This is a genomic window from Zavarzinella sp., from assembly GCA_041399155.1.
Taxonomy (GTDB): Bacteria; Planctomycetota; Planctomycetia; order Gemmatales; family Gemmataceae; genus JAWKTI01.
This window is the reverse complement of the sequence record JAWKTI010000003.1, coordinates 619,448-636,181: the sequence shown is the minus strand read 5'-3', so window position 1 is coordinate 636,181 and position 16,734 is coordinate 619,448. Positions and strand designations below refer to the sequence as shown.

Annotated in this window: 17 protein-coding genes and 1 pseudogene; 6 read left to right on the top strand and 12 right to left on the bottom strand. The window is 52.3% G+C overall.

The annotated features are described in order from the left end of the window. The first annotated feature begins 88 nt into the window (after positions 1 to 88). Entirely contained in the window at positions 89 to 1,441 is a 1,353-nt protein-coding gene (locus R3B84_16825) for an IS110 family transposase (protein ID MEZ6142224.1), read from the top strand. A gap of 181 nt (positions 1,442 to 1,622) precedes the next feature. Here R3B84_16825 and R3B84_16820 read toward each other — a convergent pair whose 3' ends face one another. The 6 genes and pseudogenes from R3B84_16820 to cysK form a co-directional block, all read right to left on the bottom strand. Next, positions 1,623 to 2,003 carry an acyl carrier protein gene (locus R3B84_16820; protein MEZ6142223.1) on the bottom strand — a complete coding sequence of 127 codons (381 nt, stop codon included), beginning with the start codon at positions 2,001 to 2,003 and terminating at the stop codon, positions 1,623 to 1,625. A gap of 102 nt (positions 2,004 to 2,105) precedes the next feature. Then, complete coding sequence (locus tag R3B84_16815) at positions 2,106 to 2,504, bottom strand: hypothetical protein (protein MEZ6142222.1); 399 nt, start codon at positions 2,502 to 2,504, stop codon at positions 2,106 to 2,108. Between the two features lie 300 nt (positions 2,505 to 2,804). Continuing rightward, positions 2,805 to 3,281: a hypothetical protein gene (locus R3B84_16810; protein ID MEZ6142221.1), complete on the bottom strand. Its 477-nt coding sequence runs from the start codon at positions 3,279 to 3,281 to the stop codon at positions 2,805 to 2,807. A gap of 181 nt (positions 3,282 to 3,462) precedes the next feature. Further along, positions 3,463 to 3,578, bottom strand: a pseudogene (locus R3B84_16805) (tyrosine-type recombinase/integrase). Positions 3,579 to 3,844: 266 nt separating this feature from the next. After that, complete coding sequence (locus tag R3B84_16800; GenBank protein MEZ6142220.1) at positions 3,845 to 4,066, bottom strand: hypothetical protein; 222 nt, start codon at positions 4,064 to 4,066, stop codon at positions 3,845 to 3,847. Between the two features lie 372 nt (positions 4,067 to 4,438). Then, entirely contained in the window at positions 4,439 to 5,458 is a 1,020-nt protein-coding gene (gene cysK, locus R3B84_16795; GenBank protein MEZ6142219.1) for a cysteine synthase A, read from the bottom strand. Between the two features lie 165 nt (positions 5,459 to 5,623). On the opposite strand from cysK, the gene R3B84_16790 reads away from it, so the two are divergent. Beyond that, entirely contained in the window at positions 5,624 to 6,076 is a 453-nt protein-coding gene (locus R3B84_16790; GenBank protein ID MEZ6142218.1) for a hypothetical protein, read from the top strand. A 34-nt stretch (positions 6,077 to 6,110) separates the two neighbouring features. On the opposite strand, the gene R3B84_16785 is transcribed toward R3B84_16790, so the two are convergent. Next, positions 6,111 to 6,668 (bottom strand): hypothetical protein, encoded by a 558-nt coding sequence (locus R3B84_16785; protein ID MEZ6142217.1) that lies wholly within the window; start codon positions 6,666 to 6,668, stop codon positions 6,111 to 6,113. A gap of 151 nt (positions 6,669 to 6,819) precedes the next feature. Next, positions 6,820 to 8,199 (bottom strand): DUF1501 domain-containing protein, encoded by a 1,380-nt coding sequence (locus tag R3B84_16780; protein ID MEZ6142216.1) that lies wholly within the window; start codon positions 8,197 to 8,199, stop codon positions 6,820 to 6,822. Between the two features lie 382 nt (positions 8,200 to 8,581). Between R3B84_16780 and R3B84_16775 the strand changes: the two genes are divergently transcribed. After that, a complete protein-coding gene (locus R3B84_16775; protein MEZ6142215.1) occupies positions 8,582 to 9,112 on the top strand; it encodes a HEAT repeat domain-containing protein in 531 nt (176 codons plus the stop codon). 316 nt (positions 9,113 to 9,428) lie between these two features. Here the strand turns inward: R3B84_16775 and R3B84_16770 are convergent, their stop codons facing one another. Both R3B84_16770 and R3B84_16765 read right to left on the bottom strand, forming a co-directional pair. Then, positions 9,429 to 9,617 carry a hypothetical protein gene (locus R3B84_16770; protein ID MEZ6142214.1) on the bottom strand — a complete coding sequence of 63 codons (189 nt, stop codon included), beginning with the start codon at positions 9,615 to 9,617 and terminating at the stop codon, positions 9,429 to 9,431. Positions 9,618 to 9,696: 79 nt separating this feature from the next. Continuing rightward, positions 9,697 to 10,947 (bottom strand): Trx7/PDZ domain-containing (seleno)protein, encoded by a 1,251-nt coding sequence (locus R3B84_16765; GenBank protein MEZ6142213.1) that lies wholly within the window; start codon positions 10,945 to 10,947, stop codon positions 9,697 to 9,699. A gap of 275 nt (positions 10,948 to 11,222) precedes the next feature. Between R3B84_16765 and R3B84_16760 the strand changes: the two genes are divergently transcribed. Continuing rightward, positions 11,223 to 12,950, top strand: a complete 1,728-nt coding sequence (locus R3B84_16760) for a serine hydrolase domain-containing protein (protein ID MEZ6142212.1) — start codon at positions 11,223 to 11,225, stop codon at positions 12,948 to 12,950. A 94-nt stretch (positions 12,951 to 13,044) separates the two neighbouring features. Further along, positions 13,045 to 13,959, top strand: coding sequence for a sugar phosphate isomerase/epimerase family protein (locus R3B84_16755; protein ID MEZ6142211.1), 915 nt, complete (start codon positions 13,045 to 13,047; stop codon positions 13,957 to 13,959). Between the two features lie 40 nt (positions 13,960 to 13,999). On the opposite strand, the gene purN is transcribed toward R3B84_16755, so the two are convergent. Then, a complete protein-coding gene (gene purN, locus R3B84_16750; protein MEZ6142210.1) occupies positions 14,000 to 14,596 on the bottom strand; it encodes a phosphoribosylglycinamide formyltransferase in 597 nt (198 codons plus the stop codon). Further along, positions 14,593 to 15,654, bottom strand: a complete 1,062-nt coding sequence (locus R3B84_16745; GenBank protein MEZ6142209.1) for an Ldh family oxidoreductase — start codon at positions 15,652 to 15,654, stop codon at positions 14,593 to 14,595. The genes purN and R3B84_16745 overlap by 4 nt, the downstream gene beginning before the upstream one ends. Before the next feature lie 52 nt (positions 15,655 to 15,706). Between R3B84_16745 and R3B84_16740 the strand changes: the two genes are divergently transcribed. Beyond that, entirely contained in the window at positions 15,707 to 16,705 is a 999-nt protein-coding gene (locus tag R3B84_16740; protein MEZ6142208.1) for an aldose 1-epimerase, read from the top strand. The last annotated feature ends 29 nt before the right edge of the window (positions 16,706 to 16,734 follow it).

Here is a 16,734-nt window from a genome sequence, read left to right as displayed (position 1 = left end):
CTTTTCCGTTACTGATTTGGTTGATCCCGTTGGGACGGCTGGTGCCACTGCCGACTCCTGACGCCCATCCCATTTTCATGAGGTCAGCATGAACCGAACACAGGAAAAAGTGAAAAATCAGTCCGAAGCCGCTGCAAAACTGGCGGCGTTGCCGATTGCCAATCGCCACGCCGCCGGCATTGATGTGGGAGACCGTACCCATTGGGTATGTGTCGAAGCCACGCCAGATCGTACCATTCTCATCCGCGAGTTTCCTGCACATACCCCGGGCCTACATCAAATGGTCGAATGGTTGCAGTTCTGTGGAGTCACCACGATTGCCATCGAAGCCACAGGTGTTTATGGCCACGTATTATTCCTCACGTTGCTCGAAGCTGGTTTTCATGTGGTGATGACTTCCGCCAAGTTTGCCCGGCAGATTCAGGGCCGACCCAAAACAGACAAGCTTGATTGCCAGTGGTTACAGCGTCTGCATCGGCATGGTCTGTTGCCTGCCGTGTTTCAGCCAGACGATCTCACCCAGACCCTGCGGGATCTCGTACGTCAACGTGCTAATCTGGTGCGGCTGTCCGGACAGCACATCCAACGCATGCAGAAAGCATTGGAATTGATGAATCTGAAATTGACAAATGTGGTTGGTGACATCACCGGTGTTACCGGATTGAAAATTATCCGGGCGATCGTGGCTGGAGAACGTGATCCTGAACAATTAGGTGAATTGCGGGATCGCCGTTGCAAACATACGAAAGCCGAAATTGCCACTGCCCTGGCTGGGCGGTATCGGGATGAGTATCTGCTGGAATTGCAATGCTGCCTGGCTTTGTGGGAAAAGTATCAGGAGACAATTGCTCTGGTGGATAGTCGGATTGCAATTCATTTGAAATCAATGATACGCCAAAGCGAATTGCCCCCACTGCCGAAGAAACCACGCGTGCGTGGCCGAAAGCCGCACGATCCGGGCTTTGATGTTCGTACGGCGTTGTATCTGGTATCGGGAGTGGATTTAACTGCCATTGAAGGGATTGATGAAATTCATGCGTTGACCCTGATCAGTGAACTGGGCACCGATTTTACGAAATGGCCGACAGTAAAACATTTCACCAGTTGGCTGGGATTGTGCCCCAACTTCAAGAAAACCGGCGGAAAAGTGCAGTCAGCAAGACGCGACGTGGGAAGGGCGCGCGGCCCACGCCTTGCGGTTGGCTGCGTGGGGGTTGATGCGGAGCACCAGTTACCTGGGTGGCTATTTAAGAAGACAGCGTTCTCGCCTGGGAGCACCGAAAGCGATCACGGCAACCGCCCACAAGCTGGCCAGGATTATCTACCATTTGATGCGGTATGGCGGGGATTACACGAAGCAGCAGGAAGAAGCGTATGTGGCAGAAGTAATTGCCCGGCAGGAGAGACAGTTGCATCGCCGGGCCAAAGAGCTGGGGTATGAGTTAAAGAAAGTGGAACCCACCGTTGCGTGAACGGAAAGAGCAGGTTTTTGACAATTTGATGAAGAAGGGCTTGTGTGAAATTTATTAAAAAGATACCCACGGCAGACGCTATCGTTACGCGCGGAATATGCACTTTTAGCTTTCATTGATGAAATAATTCAAGCGAGTTGAATTGAAAAGTTAGTCTTCAGCTGGGGAAGTTCCTGGGGCGGCGTCTGGGCCGCCGGGGGTGCCCGCCCTCTGCCGCACGAACCAGCGGTCACCGAGGTGGTGCGGATATGGGGCGGCCATGAACCACCCAGTCATGCGGTCGTAGTCGGCTAACACCGGCTCGTCCGGCGTTAGCTCAGCCGTCACGCCGTATCCGTCCGCGACCAAGCCGCGGATCCATCCGAACACCTCAGTCTCGGTTCCCGCCCCACCGGCGCGGGCAACAACCGACCGAGCGATGTCGCCGAGAGATCGCCAGCCGTCGGTCTCCTCTTTCGGGATGGCGATCCCGAAATGCTCGCCGACCTCCAGGGCGATCTCCGTGCGCACGAGGTCAACGTAGGAAAACACCGGGCATCGCCTCCGACCACCGAACGACCGCAATCACCCGGCCGCGACGAGAGATTTGCAATGTGAAAACGCCCGACTTCGCGGCTCGGGTGCATTGCTTCGTTATGTTTTCTGATCTTCGTCGCCGTCCGGAATCAGCATCGTGCCGCCGATCCTGAACTGGTGAAGTGAAGCCATGAACGCTTCCAGTTGCTTCTCAAATCGTCTTGAATCAAACTCGATGGTAGGTGTGCCCCCATATGCGCTCGGTGGTGACGCGTCGCGATGCGTTGCGACCACTCTGTCCATGCCATCGTGAATGCCATCATACTTGAACATCCAGAGTGCCAGCGCTGCCCCCTTGTTTTCGCTGGTGGACTCAATCAGCCATTTTTCGCCGAGTGCCCAGTCCGACTCTCTGTCGTCAACTCCGACTACTCTCCAATTGTTTGCGCGGAGGCAATGCAACAATGCTTTTCGCTTTTCGGGCAGGTGCTTTTCGATCTGCTCAACGTGCTTCATTTTAAAACATAACGTAAAAGGCTCAGTTGCCGGCCGCCCGCGGAGAGCAGGCTCCAAACCGACAACCACATCATATCGCGGGCGCAGCCGGTCAACTGCAGCCGGTGGTTAGCCCGCCCCGTCGTCGAACATGAGCTTGCATTCCTGCGAATCGAAGATGACGAACCTGCCTAGCTATGCACTTGAAGTCGCAATCGATCGGATAAAACGCCCACAATCCTCGTTGACCTCGGCGATAACCAAGGTTGACTTAATGAGCGCAACATAGTCGTTGTTTCATAGCTCACGAGACAATGACGATTACCAACTACCTGTTTCCAAATACAGCATATTTGTCTTGCGATCTATCCAGACACTCCACCATTGTTCAGTCGCGTTATTGATTCGTCCGTAACATTCGCCAGTCTGTTCGATCTGTTTGATTTGGGCAGTCGGCCACCATGCAGGCAAGCCGACAGTGCTCGAGCTCATTATGTCGGCGGAACCTGTCTGGAGTTGCCATTTATTAATGAGCAGGTCACGGGTCTGATCATCACTGAAAGCGATGCTGAAGCGGTGGATCTGATCAAAAGGCGCAATATCAATATCGCTTTGAACTACCTTCGCAGTACTTGGTAGTTTTTCGCCGATGGCGTATTCAAACTTAGACGGGATCAAGAAGAAATAGAGCAAGAGAAGACAAAGTCCGATCGTACCCAAGATGGCGACCAACCATTTCCAGGTCCGTATCTTTGTTGCCTTATTCGTTGCAGTACCTGTCGCTTCAGTGTCCATCATTCATCCGGTAGGTAACGTATCGGTCGCCGAACTTGTAATTAGATTGCGCTTGCGCAAAATAACACTTTTAAAAATAAAGATGGTACCGTACCATCTAACTACTTACATGGTATGAATTTACGTTCAAACCATTGTTTCAAATCAGCGCGAGATAACACACTAATGGACATTGCGCCGAAAGTTATTCATCTAAGGGGCTTTTGACGCCTCTCCCCCTTTGTTTAGGACATGCGTGTAAATCATGGCGGTCGTCACATCGGCATGTCCCAACAGTTCTTGTACCGTCCTAATTTCAAAGTACAGCATGAGGAAGGTCCACATTGGATTGTAGTTTACTAAGTAGATTGTAGGGGTGCAATGAGAAAAACAGATTGCGATACATAAATATAAAGCATATGGGCAAAATTGGATTCCCGCCTGCGCGGGAATGACGGTTCTGGGCACCACATGAGATATAACGCAAACAACCCCAGATCAATTAGTTATCCAATAAAGTGACACTCTCAGCGTCATTCCCGCGCAGGCGGGAATCCAGTGCTTTTTCTCAGATACACGTGTGGTCTTTACAAAGCAATTCGATCGCGTCGGGTGATGATGGCATTTTCTGGATTCCCGCCTTCGCGGGAATGACGTTCTGTAGTGGGTGTCAGTTTATTGGGTACAAGTTGACTATCTAAGCGGGAATGGCGGTTGAGTTCAGCATCTCTTCGCGGCTCGTAAGAAAGGTATTGATTTTTAACCGTGGCTAACGCCATCGGCTCACAAAAACCTGGAATCCCGGACATCTTGTCTGTACTGTTTCCCCCTCTGTTGCGAGGGAGGGGTGGCGAAGCTGGGGTGCGGTCAAAGTGAGAAGTCATGGATTCCCGCGTTCGCGGGAATGACGGTTCTGGTGGGTGTCAGTTTATTGGGATAGCTGGCCATCCGTTCCAACAATGCCTGAACGACCATATTCATGGTGAAATCTCAGAATGCAACTCTTGATCGATGCCACCAAGACGCACGCAGTGCCTTGTACTTGCCGAAAAAAATGCGATGTTGTTACAAAAAAGTCGTGCGAATCGTGATGCAATATCTGTTATACATTTGAGTTTCTTGAAACGCCACCAAAAAATCTATCAATTGTCTAACAGTTAGAGCAAAACTCAGAAGATCAGTTACTCTTGCGGATAAAGTGCGGTGGAGAGGTAGCGTTCTCCCAGGTCGGGCAGCACCACCACGATTGTTTTTCCGGCTGTTTCCGGACGGTGGGCCAGGCGAATGGCTGCAGAGGCTGCCGCACCACAACTGATGCCGCACAACATCCCCTCTTCTTTGGCCAGTCGGCGTGCGGTTTCAAACGATTCCTCATCGGTCACGGTGATAATTTCATCAATCAGGGTTTTTCCGGCTGCTTTGGCACGTGCCAGGCCATCCAGAATAATCCCGGGGATAAAACCAGCACCAATCCCCTGAATCTTGTGGGGGCCACGCTTAACCTGATCCGGTGCCACACCTTCAAAAATGTGCTGGTACAATACGTTACTTACTGCGGGTTCCACAGCAATCGATTTCATGTTGGGATTGCGTTCTTTCAGCACTTCGGTGCACCCTGTGATAGTGCCACCGGTGCCCACGCCACAGACCAGATAATCAATTTTGCCACCAGTGGCAGTCCAGATTTCTTCTGCCGTGGTGCGACGGTGCACTGCCGGGTTCGAAGGATTCTTAAACTGTTGTGGCATAAAGGCTTTCGGCTCGCCGCCAAACTCATTAATTAGTTCTTCGGCACGTCCTACGGCACCACCCATCCCTTTTTCAGGTGGGGTCAGGTGTAATTCGGCCCCAAATGCCTTTAACAGACGACGACGCTCCAGCGACATGCTTTCTGGCATCGTCACCACCAGGCGGTAGCCTTTCGCGGCACACGCGAAGGCCAGACCAATCCCTGTGTTGCCGCTGGTGGGCTCCACAATGATCGTGTCTTTGGTGATTTTGCCCGCTTTCTCGGCATCTTCGATCATTGCCACGCCGATGCGGTCTTTCACAGACCACAAAGGATTAAAGTTTTCTAATTTACCGTAGACATGGCCAACGCTATCGCCCACCACGCGACGCAGTTTGATGATGGGGGTATTGCCAATACATTCGGTAATATTCTCATAAGTGGTGCCGCGAGAGACCTTAAAATCGGACATCTTTGCTTCCTTTGAAAGTTTACTAAATAGATCAGTTTAATCGGCATTCTACCCAAATGGAATCGAATTTCAATTAAAGCCGATCATCCGCTTCAGGGGAATAGGGGTTAAAATTATCTTGTCGCGCGGGATACACGGGGCCAATGTACAATCAATGAGAAAAAGATGAAAGCGTGCTTACTTGGGTTGTTCTTTGGGATTATTCTCACCACGGGTGCTGGTCTGGCTATCGTTTACCTGCAGAATCGGACGGCACCCCCCGTACCTGAACTGCAGCCAGCTGTCAAAATCACGATCACACTGTTCCCACTGGAAAATATTGGACAATACGACTCGGTTCGCGTTGAGGTTCCAGCAGAACAGATGGGTAGTATTCTCCAACGATTAACACCAGTGGCGTATCAACCCAATGTCCAGCACGATTTCACAAACCCATTGGTTGCCGCTGTGAATATTGCACATTCTGATGGCTCAGAAACGAAGCTCCTGGTGCGTGATTTCGGCCACAACCCTGCCCTTGTTACGCTCAATGGCAGAGACTATTTCGTTGCTCGCGAGGGCGATGCAGGCGGGATGGAACTGATCCGGTTGGTGAAGGAGTTTTACGCAGCAAAATAAATGCAATTTAGCCCACTGTGATCGCAATCGGTGTTCAATCCGTTGCAGCCACAGGACGAGCCATGAGAAAAGCCATAACGATCCCCAGGCCCCCACCAATGTAGCTGGCGTTGTGGATATAGGCAACACGGATGAAGGCATATTTGTCTGTTACCTGATATGCTCGAAGAGTCGATTCCCAGGGCCTGTAATCTGCGTTTGGGCCTCGCCAGATGCCGTAGGCATAGCCCAGGAGGCCGGCGAGTACGGCGATGGTGAACACGGCAGCGAAGCCCCGAAGAATCTGACGCCTTTTGGAAGAGTGCGGGGGAGACGAACGGTGCCGACGAGCCAGAACCCATCCGCCGATCATTCCCACCCACCAGGTTGCCAGAATTCCAATAATTCCGACGAACAGCCTTTTTGGCAATCCAAAATCTGCAAAAGCAAACTGGTGGAATTTAAATTGAAGGAAATATTCGGGGCTGATGGTATAGGTGATTTGATCGTGCAGGAAACCGTAACAGCTTGCCACAATTGCCCCAAGTGCGGCATATCCGAGCATTCCGCGCAGTTCTGCCAGTGGGATTTGTGGGTAAATATATTTCAGCATTGGATATCAGCCGCCTGTAACAGCATTCAATGAAGGTTGGCGCGTGCGGAGAGCGAAACGCTTTTGAACAAGGGCAATTCGGCACGCACAACCTACTGATAACAGAAAGTTGCCAACAACTAATGAGAAAATGATGAGATTTCTCAGTTGGTCAGGCTAGAATTGGTCGAATCAGCTCTCCGTGGACATCGGTTAATCGCATATCTCGCCCGCTGAACCGCATCGTTACCTTTTTGTGGTCCAGTCCCAGCAGGTGCAGCATGGTGGCGTGAATATCGTGCACTTGAACTTTATCCTGAATGGCGTGGTAGCCATATTCATCGGTGGCACCGTGGATGGTGCCGCCTTTGATTCCCCCACCTGCCATCCACATGGAAAAGCCAAACGGGTTGTGGTCGCGACCGTTCCCCTGTGCCATCGGGGTGCGGCCGAATTCCCCACCCCAGATCACCAGCGTCGATTTCAGCAGGTCGCGGGCCTTCAGATCGGCCAGTAATCCGGCAATCGGCAAATCCACCGCACGTGCGTTGTCATCGTGGCCTTTCTGCAGATTGGCGTGCTGATCCCAACGATCATGCCCCACCGATGGGCAGAGTAGTTCAATAAATCGTACCCCACGTTCCACCAGTCGGCGGGCAATCAGGCACTGCTTCCCGAAAGTATCGGTGGCTTTTTCGCCAATCCCATACAGTTGAGTAGTAAGTTTGGTTTCTTTGGTGATGTCGGCTGCTTCAGGCACACTCCGCTGCATGCGGAAAGCCAGTTCGTAATTGCTCATTGCGGCTTCAATCAGGGGGTCGTCACCTTTCTGGGCAATCGATGCCTGATCCAGTTTTCTCAACAAGGCTAATTTCCGCTGTTGCAGATCGCTGGTCTTTTCCAGTGGCTGCAGATCGGCCAGTGGCTGTGGGCCATTCTGAAAAAGCGAACCCTGATAGCTGGCGGGCAGAAAACCACTGCCAAAGCAATCCAGCCCACCGGGAGGGATCAGGCCACTGCCCAGCACAATGAAGCCGGGGAGTTCCTGCGATTCGCTGCCAATGCCGTAAGTAACCCACGCACCCATGCTGGGACGGCCCTGCTGGCCATGGCCGGAATGCAGAAAATAGTTGGCGTTAGTATGTTCGGAAAAATTCGCCACCACCGAGCGGATGACAGCCAGATCGTCCGCATGTTTCCGCACGTTGGGGAACAGATCGCTGATCGGCATGCCACTTTCGCCACAGTTCTGAAACTTCCATGGCGATTTCAGCACGTTGCCCACGTTATTGAACTGGGTAGGCTCCACCTTCATTTTAATCGGCTTGCCATGTTCTTTGTCCAGCAGTGGCTTCGGATCGAAGGTGTCCATCGCAGACGGCCCACCATCCATATAGAGGAATATCACCGATTTCGCCTTCGCGGGAAAGTGCGTGGGCTTGGGTGCCATCGGATCGGTGCGACCACCAAACGCCTTTTCCTGCATCAAACCCAGGAAGGCAGCATACCCAAAACCATTGGCCACAGTGGCAAGTGCTTGTCGTCGATTCATGCCAGTATTATAACACGGTGCGGGTAGATGGGGATAGCCAAAAATCAGCAGGCCGCACCGGACAGGAGCCAGTGCTTGAATGTGTTTTAGAAAATGTTTTTTCTGATCAGCTTGGCTGGGATAGCAGAGCGCGACGAATTGTGGGAAATTGATGGGGGAAGGGTATTTTGAAAAAGCCGAAATTTTATTGATTGACAGCTGAATTCTATTCTGCAACTATGAGACAATCATTTGTTCTACTGCGTCGCAGTCGTGGGCATTGGTTGAAATTGTTTGCGCACGGCATAGATGAATTGCGTCTCGATGGAGCGTCGGCCATCCAGACGAAGATCAATGGCCCCAGATTAACTCTCTGGCAAATATCTTCAACAGAGTACATAACATGAACATCCTGGCATCATTGCGTACATTCGATGGTAAGCACACGGATATCCTTGAGCAACTTAACGCAACTTTGCCAAGAAACGATAATTCACTGGAAGAGCTCCTTGCTATTGCCACACATGACAACGTTCAATTGCAAGTTGGATCGACTTGGATTCTGAAACGATGGCATGACGAAGGTGAACCCATCATTGAGACCCGTATTCCGACTTTTGTCGAAGTTCTGATTCATGCTGAGTATTGGGAAGTTCGGCTGCACATGTTACAGATTCTTGCAACGATTTCCATTCCTCCAAACATTGCTGCAGCACTTAAAAAAACGCTGCGTAAACTGTTGACTGAGGATAACAAGTTCGTTCGCGGGTGGGCATACAGCGTCTTTGCCTCGATCGGGGATCAGGATTCATCCTGTCGGAAACAAATTTTATCCTTGTTGGATGAAGCTGAGAACGACGAGGCGGCTTCTGTAAAGGCAAGAGTTCGACAAATTCGAAAACGCTATTCTTGGGCAAAACCATCGAATTCGTGATATTCTTTGCATGCGTATTTGAGTGAGCATCATCTGGATTTTTGATCGATTATCGTTAACAACGTTACCAGCAAATGGGGATAACCAAAAAAAAATTAGAGATCGCACCTTATATTGGTCGAGCCATCTGGGCCTGGGGCCGTCCAACACATGACAGACTTTAAGGAATTCAGTTAGCTGAATTCACAGGCTGAACGATTGGCTACACACGGACCAATAGGCCGAACCGCTCGATGGCACAGAACTGAATGAAAGTTAACTTTAATCTTCGTCGAGTGACACGGGCTCTGGCTGTTTGTAATTGCTGATTCCGGAATCAGCTCAGCCCCTGTGTCAGGTCGTTCAGATCCTGCGGGATCATGTCGTGGCGGTTGAGGATGGCACGCTCTTCCGGGTTCAGAACCGGAGCGATCCCGGCATATTCTTTGTGCCAGTCCCGATACTTTGGCAGCGCAGTGATGAACCGGTCGACATGCTGTTTGAAGTTGTTGATATCCGATTTCAACCGTCCGGTTCCGCAGCATTATTTTCTCCCCCCAACCGAGGAATGGTTAACGCCACATAGGTTCCTCCTGGTCGCACCACTACTGAATAAGTTTCATCGGAACCTTGATCCGCTTGCCGTCGCGGAAGATGTGGACGTTCACCCGATCGCCGACCAGGTAGTTACTACGAACCACGAAGAGGAAGTCAGTCATCGACATTTCTGGCTCCAAGTCATCGACACCAATGATGACATCGCCGGGCTTGAATCCCGCCTTGGCAACGTACGAACTCACCTCTTTCTGCTGGCGGAACGCGAGTTGGCCCGGCTTCAACCCTAGGGCTTTCTTCTCGTCCGCCGTCAGGTCATCGCCGTACAGTTTGAGGGACGGGATGCGATGCTGTTGCGACGCCCGCCAAGTAATGTCCGTCTTTTTCCACCCATCAGTCATTTCGAGTTTGGCGGACATCGCTTTGCCGTCTCGCTCCCACGTCACGTCAATCCCGCCTTTCGCCGGAGCGTGGTCGAGGGCGAAGATAGCATCGCCGAACGAGTGAATCGGAACCTGGTTGAGAGAACGAAGTTGGTCCCCGGATTTCAGTCCGGCCTTAGCGGCTGGCGACTCCGGCTTCACGATCTTGACCACGTTGCCGCGGTCGACATCGGGGATGAGGCCGACGTTGTCCGGGGGCGGATATCGCCACACCAGGTCGCGGCTCCACTTGCCCGCCATGGTGAGATCGATCTCCTGTTTCTCCTTCACGTTGTGGCAGTGGACGCACCCGCGCTTCGCGATGTTCATTTCGCGCGGGTACTTAGGCTTTTCGACCTTCCGCTCAGTGACCTGGGGAGCTTTCTTTGCGTGCTCGGCCAGAACTGACTCCATCGTGTGGCGAAATCCGGCGAGGGACAGCCGGTTCTCCGCATCCTTGGAATCCCGACCACCGAACCGGCTGTAGACCTTGCCCTCGGGGCTGAGGAAAAACGTCATCATGGTCAGGTCGAAGTCGAACTCCAACTGGTGAATGTCCACGTCGATCACGCGTGTCAGACGCACACGGATGAACCGGTCGGCAATATCCTTGAACTTCTCTAATCGGACAACCTGCCCGTAGAAGTCCTGGCAGTCCCCTCAGGGGATGCACCGCAAGATCACGACGACGGGTTTACCGGTCCGCTTCGCCTCCTTCATCGCGGCGGGCAGGTCTTCAGTCCACCCGTATCGCCCGGCGTCGTCGCGGAACTTCCCTTTTTGTGCCGAAACGGAAGCCGGATATAGTAAGATGAGGGTGAGAGCGATCAGGCTGAATGTCAGCAGTTCTTTTCGCCCGTAAAATTTCCAGTCCGCCATGCCACTTCCAGTAAGATAAAGCCGTTTTATCTAAAAGAGATAAAGCCACTTTACTTAAATAAGATAAAGCCGCTTTACCTAAAAGAGATAAAGTCATCTTATCTCTTCAATCATCGTTTGACAAATGGAATTTTCAGCAAGAATGCACCCCAATCATGAGAAAACCTTCACTTTTGTGCGGTCGTTTCAGGTTCAGAACAGAAATTCATGCTCAATTCGTCAGCGCACACGGTACAATGCCCCACTACAACCTTCTTTGTGGGGGAAAATCGATTGTGAGAATATTTTTCACTGCTTTCACTGTTTTCAGTGCGTTCACGCTTTTGCTGGCAGCCACCTGCCCAATCGCTTCCGCTCAGAATCCAGACTACCAGCCAGCAATCGATGCCATCAAGGCACGTCTGGCCAGCCAGCAGCAGGAATACGGGTTGCCCGCTGTCAGCATTGCGGTGGTGGCAAACGATCGGATTATCTGGTCGCACGGGGTGGGTTTTCAGGATCAGGCCAAACGCATCCCGGCCGATGGCACCACCGTCTATCGTGTAGGGAGTGTTTCCAAGTTATTCACCGATATTGCCGTCATGCAACTCGTGGATGAAGGGAAGCTTGATATTGACGCACGCGTGCAGAAGTATCTGCCCGATTTCAAACCAGCGAATCAATTTGAAAAGGCGATTACCCTGCGGCAGATGATGACCCACCGCAGTGGGCTGATTCGCGAACCACCCGTGGGCAGTTATTTTGATGCTAACCCACCCAGCCTGGCAAAAACCGTGACCAGTATGAATGGCATTCCACTGGTTTACGAGCCGGAAAAGCAGATTAAATATTCCAACGGTGCCATTGCCGCCGTGGGCTGGGCGGTCGAAACGGTCGATGGCCGGCCATTTGCAAAAGCGTTACGCGAACGCATTCTGCAGCCACTGGGGATGAAAAACAGCGATTTTGAAAAAACACCTGAAATTGCGAAGAAAGTGGCAGATGCGATCATGTGGACCTATCAGGGGGAGATATTTCCCGCACCCACCTTCGAGCTGGGCGAATTTCCCGCCGGCTGCCTCTATTCCAGTGCGGAAGATCTGGCCAACTTCATGCGGGTGCTGATGAACCAGGGGAAACGCGATTCCTTCACTTTGCTGAAGCCAAAGACGCTGCAGGAAATGTTCACACCACAGTTTGTACCGAAAGAGCCCCCACCACCCTATAGTTTTGGGCTGGGTTTTGTGATTGAGCAGTTCGATGGCATGCAACGCATGGGCCACGGTGGTGCCGTGTATGGCTATTCCACCGAACTGGCGTTTATTCCAGAACGCAAGATTGGCGTCGTGGTGATTACCAGCAAGGATGTCACCAACCGGATTACCACCAGGCTGGCTAATGAAACGTTGCGGGCGTTGCTGGCCTGTCAGGATGGGAAACCTCAGCCCACGTATCCCAAGTTTCAGCCACTACCCGCTGGAATGGCCAGCAAAGTAGCGGGGAAATACACCCTGGAAAATAAGCCCGGCGTGGAAATGATTGCCCACCAGGACAAGCTGTATGCCCTGCCGGAAAATGGTGGCTTTCTGGAAGAAGTATTTGTGAATGGTGAAGAACTGATTACCGCAGGCACCCTGGGCAGCGGATTCCCGTTCCGGTGGGATGGGAAAACCATTACCGCACGTGGTTTGACATATCAAAAGCAGGCCCCGCCCGCCCCACAGCCTGTTTCGAAGGAAATGGCGGGTGTGCTGGGCGAATATGGCCCAGACCACAACGTGCTGTTTCTGGTGGAAAAGGATGGCCGACTCTATTGCCTGATCGAATGGTTTTTTGTGTATCCGTTACGCCGGATCAGTGCAGATGAATACGCCTTTCCCGACGTGGGTGGCTTGTACCACGGCGAGAAATTGATTTTCAAGCGGGATGAAACCGGCAAAGCGACTCAGGTGGTTGCCGCAAGTGTGCTGTTCGAGCGACGCTTAAAACGCACATTAAAACCTTTTCAGATGCTGACACGTTAACAATCGAAAAAACCAGTGTACAATAACTTTGCGAAAAACACCCACAGCTGGACCTGTGGGCCGGTTTTGATTTCCACTTTTAAGAGGCTCTCCCATGATTCGAATTGATCGTCGTCAGTTATTGTCCCAAGGTGCTGCTTTTGCCGCCGCATTGGTTGCTGGTAGTCGGGTGATTGGTGCGGAAACCGCCAAAAAGTATGATATTTCGCTGGCACAATGGTCGCTGCACCGAATGCTGCAACAGAAAAAGCTGGCAGCCATCGATTTCCCCAAATATACCAAGGAAACTTTCGACATTCATGCGGTGGAATATGTCAACCAGTTCTACATGGATAAGAAAAAAGATGATAATTTTGTGAAAGACCTGTTGAAACGCACCACCGACCTGGGGGTGAAAAACCTGCTGATCATGTGCGACCGTGAAGGTGCGCTGGGCGATGCGGATGAGAAGAAACGCACCACAGCGGTAGAAAATCATTATCGTTGGGTGGAATGGGCCAAAATGCTTGGCTGCCACTCGATTCGCGTAAATGCTTCCAGCAGCGGCACTTACGAAGAACAAATGGCACGAGCCGCCGATGGGCTTCGCAAGCTGACGGAATTTGCCGCAAAGATGGAAATCAACGTCATTGTGGAAAACCACGGTGGCTTATCCAGCAATGGCACCTGGCTGGCAGGCACCATTAAGAAAGTAGACCACCCACGGTGCGGCACATTGCCCGACTTTGGCAACTTTAACCTGGGTGGCGGCAAGCAGTACGACCGATACAAAGGCGTGGAAGAACTGATGCCGTTTGCCAAAGGTGTCAGCGCGAAATCTCATGACTTTGATGAAAAAGGCAACGAAAAAGCAACGGATTTCCGCAAAATGATGAAGATCGTTGCTGCAGCAGGCTACACGGGCTTCATCGGTATTGAGTATGAAGGCGGCAGGCTCAGCGAAAACGACGGGATCATCGCCACCAAAAAGCTGCTGGAAACCGTCTTTGCCGAAATGAAAAATGCTTAATGATTTGTGCAAAACGACTTGATCAGGCGGATGATCACTTTCATTCGTGGGAAAGTAGTTCAGTCACTAACTGCCGCAGTGCCACAGGATACGCTTCACATTCCGCCGCAAACACCCTGTCTGCAAGGAGTTCCGGCGAATCACCTGGTTCTACGGGCACCGTCTGTTGGTAGATCACTGGACCGTGGTCGAATTGGTCGTCAACATAATGCACGGTGCAGCCACTCACCTTGATGCCACTGGCAATCACCGCCTCATGGACGTGGTGGCCATACATTCCCTTCCCACCAAACGCGGGTAATAGCGATGGGTGGATATTCACCACCTTCTGGTGGTAGTCCGACGGGATTTTCAGCAGTTGTAAATAGCCCGCCAGGCAGACCAGGCCCGCGTGGTGCTGTCGGCAAATCTGAAAATTGGCTTCGCTGAACGATTCCAGATCGGCAAAATCCTTCCGTCTCAGCACGTGAGTGGGAATATTGGCCTGTTGGGCGATTTCCAGCCCACGCACGCCCGTGCGGGAAGAGATCACTTGAATTATCCGAATCGGCAAGCCATGCTCGTTAATGTGGTGCAGCAAATTATCCAGCGTGCGACCACTCCCACTCAACATGACAACGGTAGGAACGGTTTTCATACCAGAAACTCTTCAACGGACACGTTTCGTTTTGTGGCGGTTTCGGCAATCAACTTCCATGTGCCGTCGGGAATATCAATTCCGGTACTTTCCCTGCTCGCACGCACCGTGCGTTCCGGATCGCCCGGTAGCGTAATTTGCGATACACCTTCCCGTCTGGCAGAACTACGGACAAATTCTGTCAAATTGGTGGCGGTGGAGAGGAAATGCTCTGATCCGCCGAAATGCTTGATCGAAAACAGCACAAAGACTGCGGAATTACCCAGGCCGGGCATGGGGCGATCCGGCCTGCTGCATTCCCCACCGGAAAGGCTGCCAGCCAGCAGATCCATGACCAGGCCCAGGCCAAAGCCTTTGTAACCCTGGTTCCCACCGAACGGCAAAATCGATCCGGGTGGGTCGGCATACAGGGCATTGGGATCGGTGGTGGGGTTTCCGCTGGCGTCCAGCACCCAGCCTTCCGGAATCTGTTCGCCTTTCTGCGATGCGACCCGCACCTTCCCTTCCGCACAGACCGATGTGCTGAAATCGAGCACCACAGGATCTTTTGCAGTGGGCACGCCAAAACAGATCGGATTGGTGCTGATGCGGCCTTCCGTTCCCCCAGGTGGGGCAACACGACGACCGGAACCATGAGAATTCACGGTACAGAACAGAACGCACTCATTGCGGGCTGCCCACTCTGCATATTCGCCCAGCCGACCAATATGCCCCGTGCGTCGCAAGGTGCCACTGGCAATCCCCAACGCCTGACATTTGGGCAGCAGTTGATCGAGCAGGCGATAAGTCTGCACCTGGCCAATGCCCCAGTTGCCATCAGCGGCCACCATCGCGGGCGTTTCCTGAAAGACGGTTAAATCCACCGGTGAGACCAGTTTTCCGCTTTCCAGAAAGCCCACATATTGCGGAATCCGGATCACACCGTGGGAATCGTGTCCGCATAAGTTGCTTAATACTAACGACTTAGAAACAATTTCACTTTCATTCGCGGGCACACCCGCCGCCTGAAAAATTGCTTCACTCAACTTGGTGAGTTGCTGGGGAGAGATGGTCGGCACGAATCAGGTCCTCGCACGTAGAATAGCTTTTGCCACAATTAGGATATCTGCCATGTTGTATCACATCACCCAGCAGGAAAGGAGTGCCGGTGGGCACCCTTCGACAGTTTTCACGCTGACCAGTCCCGAACGAGGCTCCCACGCGGAGGTCTGGGTGGGCAATGGCTTCAACTGCCTGACCTGGGTGAATCGCGGGGAACATCTGCTGCACCGTGCCGCAGAATGGGAAGAAAATCCCGTTCCCACCCGCAGTGGGCATCCCATTCTGTTCCCATTCCCCAATCGAATTGCTCAGGGCCGCACGCAGTGGGCAGGAAAATCGATCGAACTGCCCAAAAATGATTCCACGAAGCAGAATGCAATTCATGGCTCCGCACCCCGCGTGGCGTGGGATACCACAGAATTTCAGGCAGAAGCTGAATTTTCATCTGTGAAAGGAACTTTTCGCCTCCAGCAGCACGCACCGGACCTGGCGGTGAAGTGGCCAGGGGATGGGGAATTGCAACTGGAATACATCCTGCAGCCAGATTGCCTGCAAGTGAATGCAACGGTGGCGAATCGCAGCACCGAGGAAGAGTTTCCGTTTGGCCTGGGCTACCACCCGTATTTTCGCCTGCCCCACGGCACTGCGGATGACTGGCAATTGCAAATGCGTGCGTCCAGCTACTGGCCACTGGTAGATAGCATTCCCACCGGTGAGGTGCTGCCATGTCCCTCAGAGCTGGATTTCTCTAACGTTCGACCACTGAAGGACTTACAGCTCGATCACGTACTGACAGGCATTCAGCCACTGGCTAAAGATGAGGAATTTTCATTAATTGCGGTGCTGCAATCCCAGGAACAGGCGGGGAAACTGGAAATATGGGTAACTTCTCATTTTCGGGAACTGGTGCTGTTCATTCCGCCGCACCGACAGGCGGTGTGCATCGAACCGTATACCTGCACCACAAATGCCATCAATCTGCACGCACGTGGGATCGATGCTGGCTGGCAAAGCCTCCCACCTGGGGGACAGGTGGAAATGAAAGTCCGCTATCGCTGGGTGAATTGAAGACAAAACCCATGCTCGAGAGCATAGGA

Bases quoted from the DNA above. Each gene is read 5' to 3' on its own strand.
- R3B84_16825 (MEZ6142224.1), top strand. From the start codon at position 89: ATGAACCGAACACAGGAAAAAGTGAAAAATCAGTCCGAAGCCGCTGCA.
- R3B84_16815 (MEZ6142222.1), bottom strand. From the start codon at position 2,504: ATGAAGCACGTTGAGCAGATCGAAAAGCACCTGCCCGAAAAGCGAAAA.
- R3B84_16810 (MEZ6142221.1), bottom strand. From the start codon at position 3,281: ATGATGGACACTGAAGCGACAGGTACTGCAACGAATAAGGCAACAAAG.
- R3B84_16800 (MEZ6142220.1), bottom strand. From the start codon at position 4,066: ATGTCCGGGATTCCAGGTTTTTGTGAGCCGATGGCGTTAGCCACGGTT.
- cysK (MEZ6142219.1), bottom strand. From the start codon at position 5,458: ATGTCCGATTTTAAGGTCTCTCGCGGCACCACTTATGAGAATATTACC.
- R3B84_16790 (MEZ6142218.1), top strand. From the start codon at position 5,624: ATGAAAGCGTGCTTACTTGGGTTGTTCTTTGGGATTATTCTCACCACG.
- R3B84_16785 (MEZ6142217.1), bottom strand. From the start codon at position 6,668: ATGCTGAAATATATTTACCCACAAATCCCACTGGCAGAACTGCGCGGA.
- R3B84_16780 (MEZ6142216.1), bottom strand. From the start codon at position 8,199: ATGAATCGACGACAAGCACTTGCCACTGTGGCCAATGGTTTTGGGTAT.
- R3B84_16775 (MEZ6142215.1), top strand. From the start codon at position 8,582: ATGAACATCCTGGCATCATTGCGTACATTCGATGGTAAGCACACGGAT.
- R3B84_16755 (MEZ6142211.1), top strand. From the start codon at position 13,045: ATGATTCGAATTGATCGTCGTCAGTTATTGTCCCAAGGTGCTGCTTTT.
- purN (MEZ6142210.1), bottom strand. From the start codon at position 14,596: ATGAAAACCGTTCCTACCGTTGTCATGTTGAGTGGGAGTGGTCGCACG.
- R3B84_16740 (MEZ6142208.1), top strand. From the start codon at position 15,707: ATGTTGTATCACATCACCCAGCAGGAAAGGAGTGCCGGTGGGCACCCT.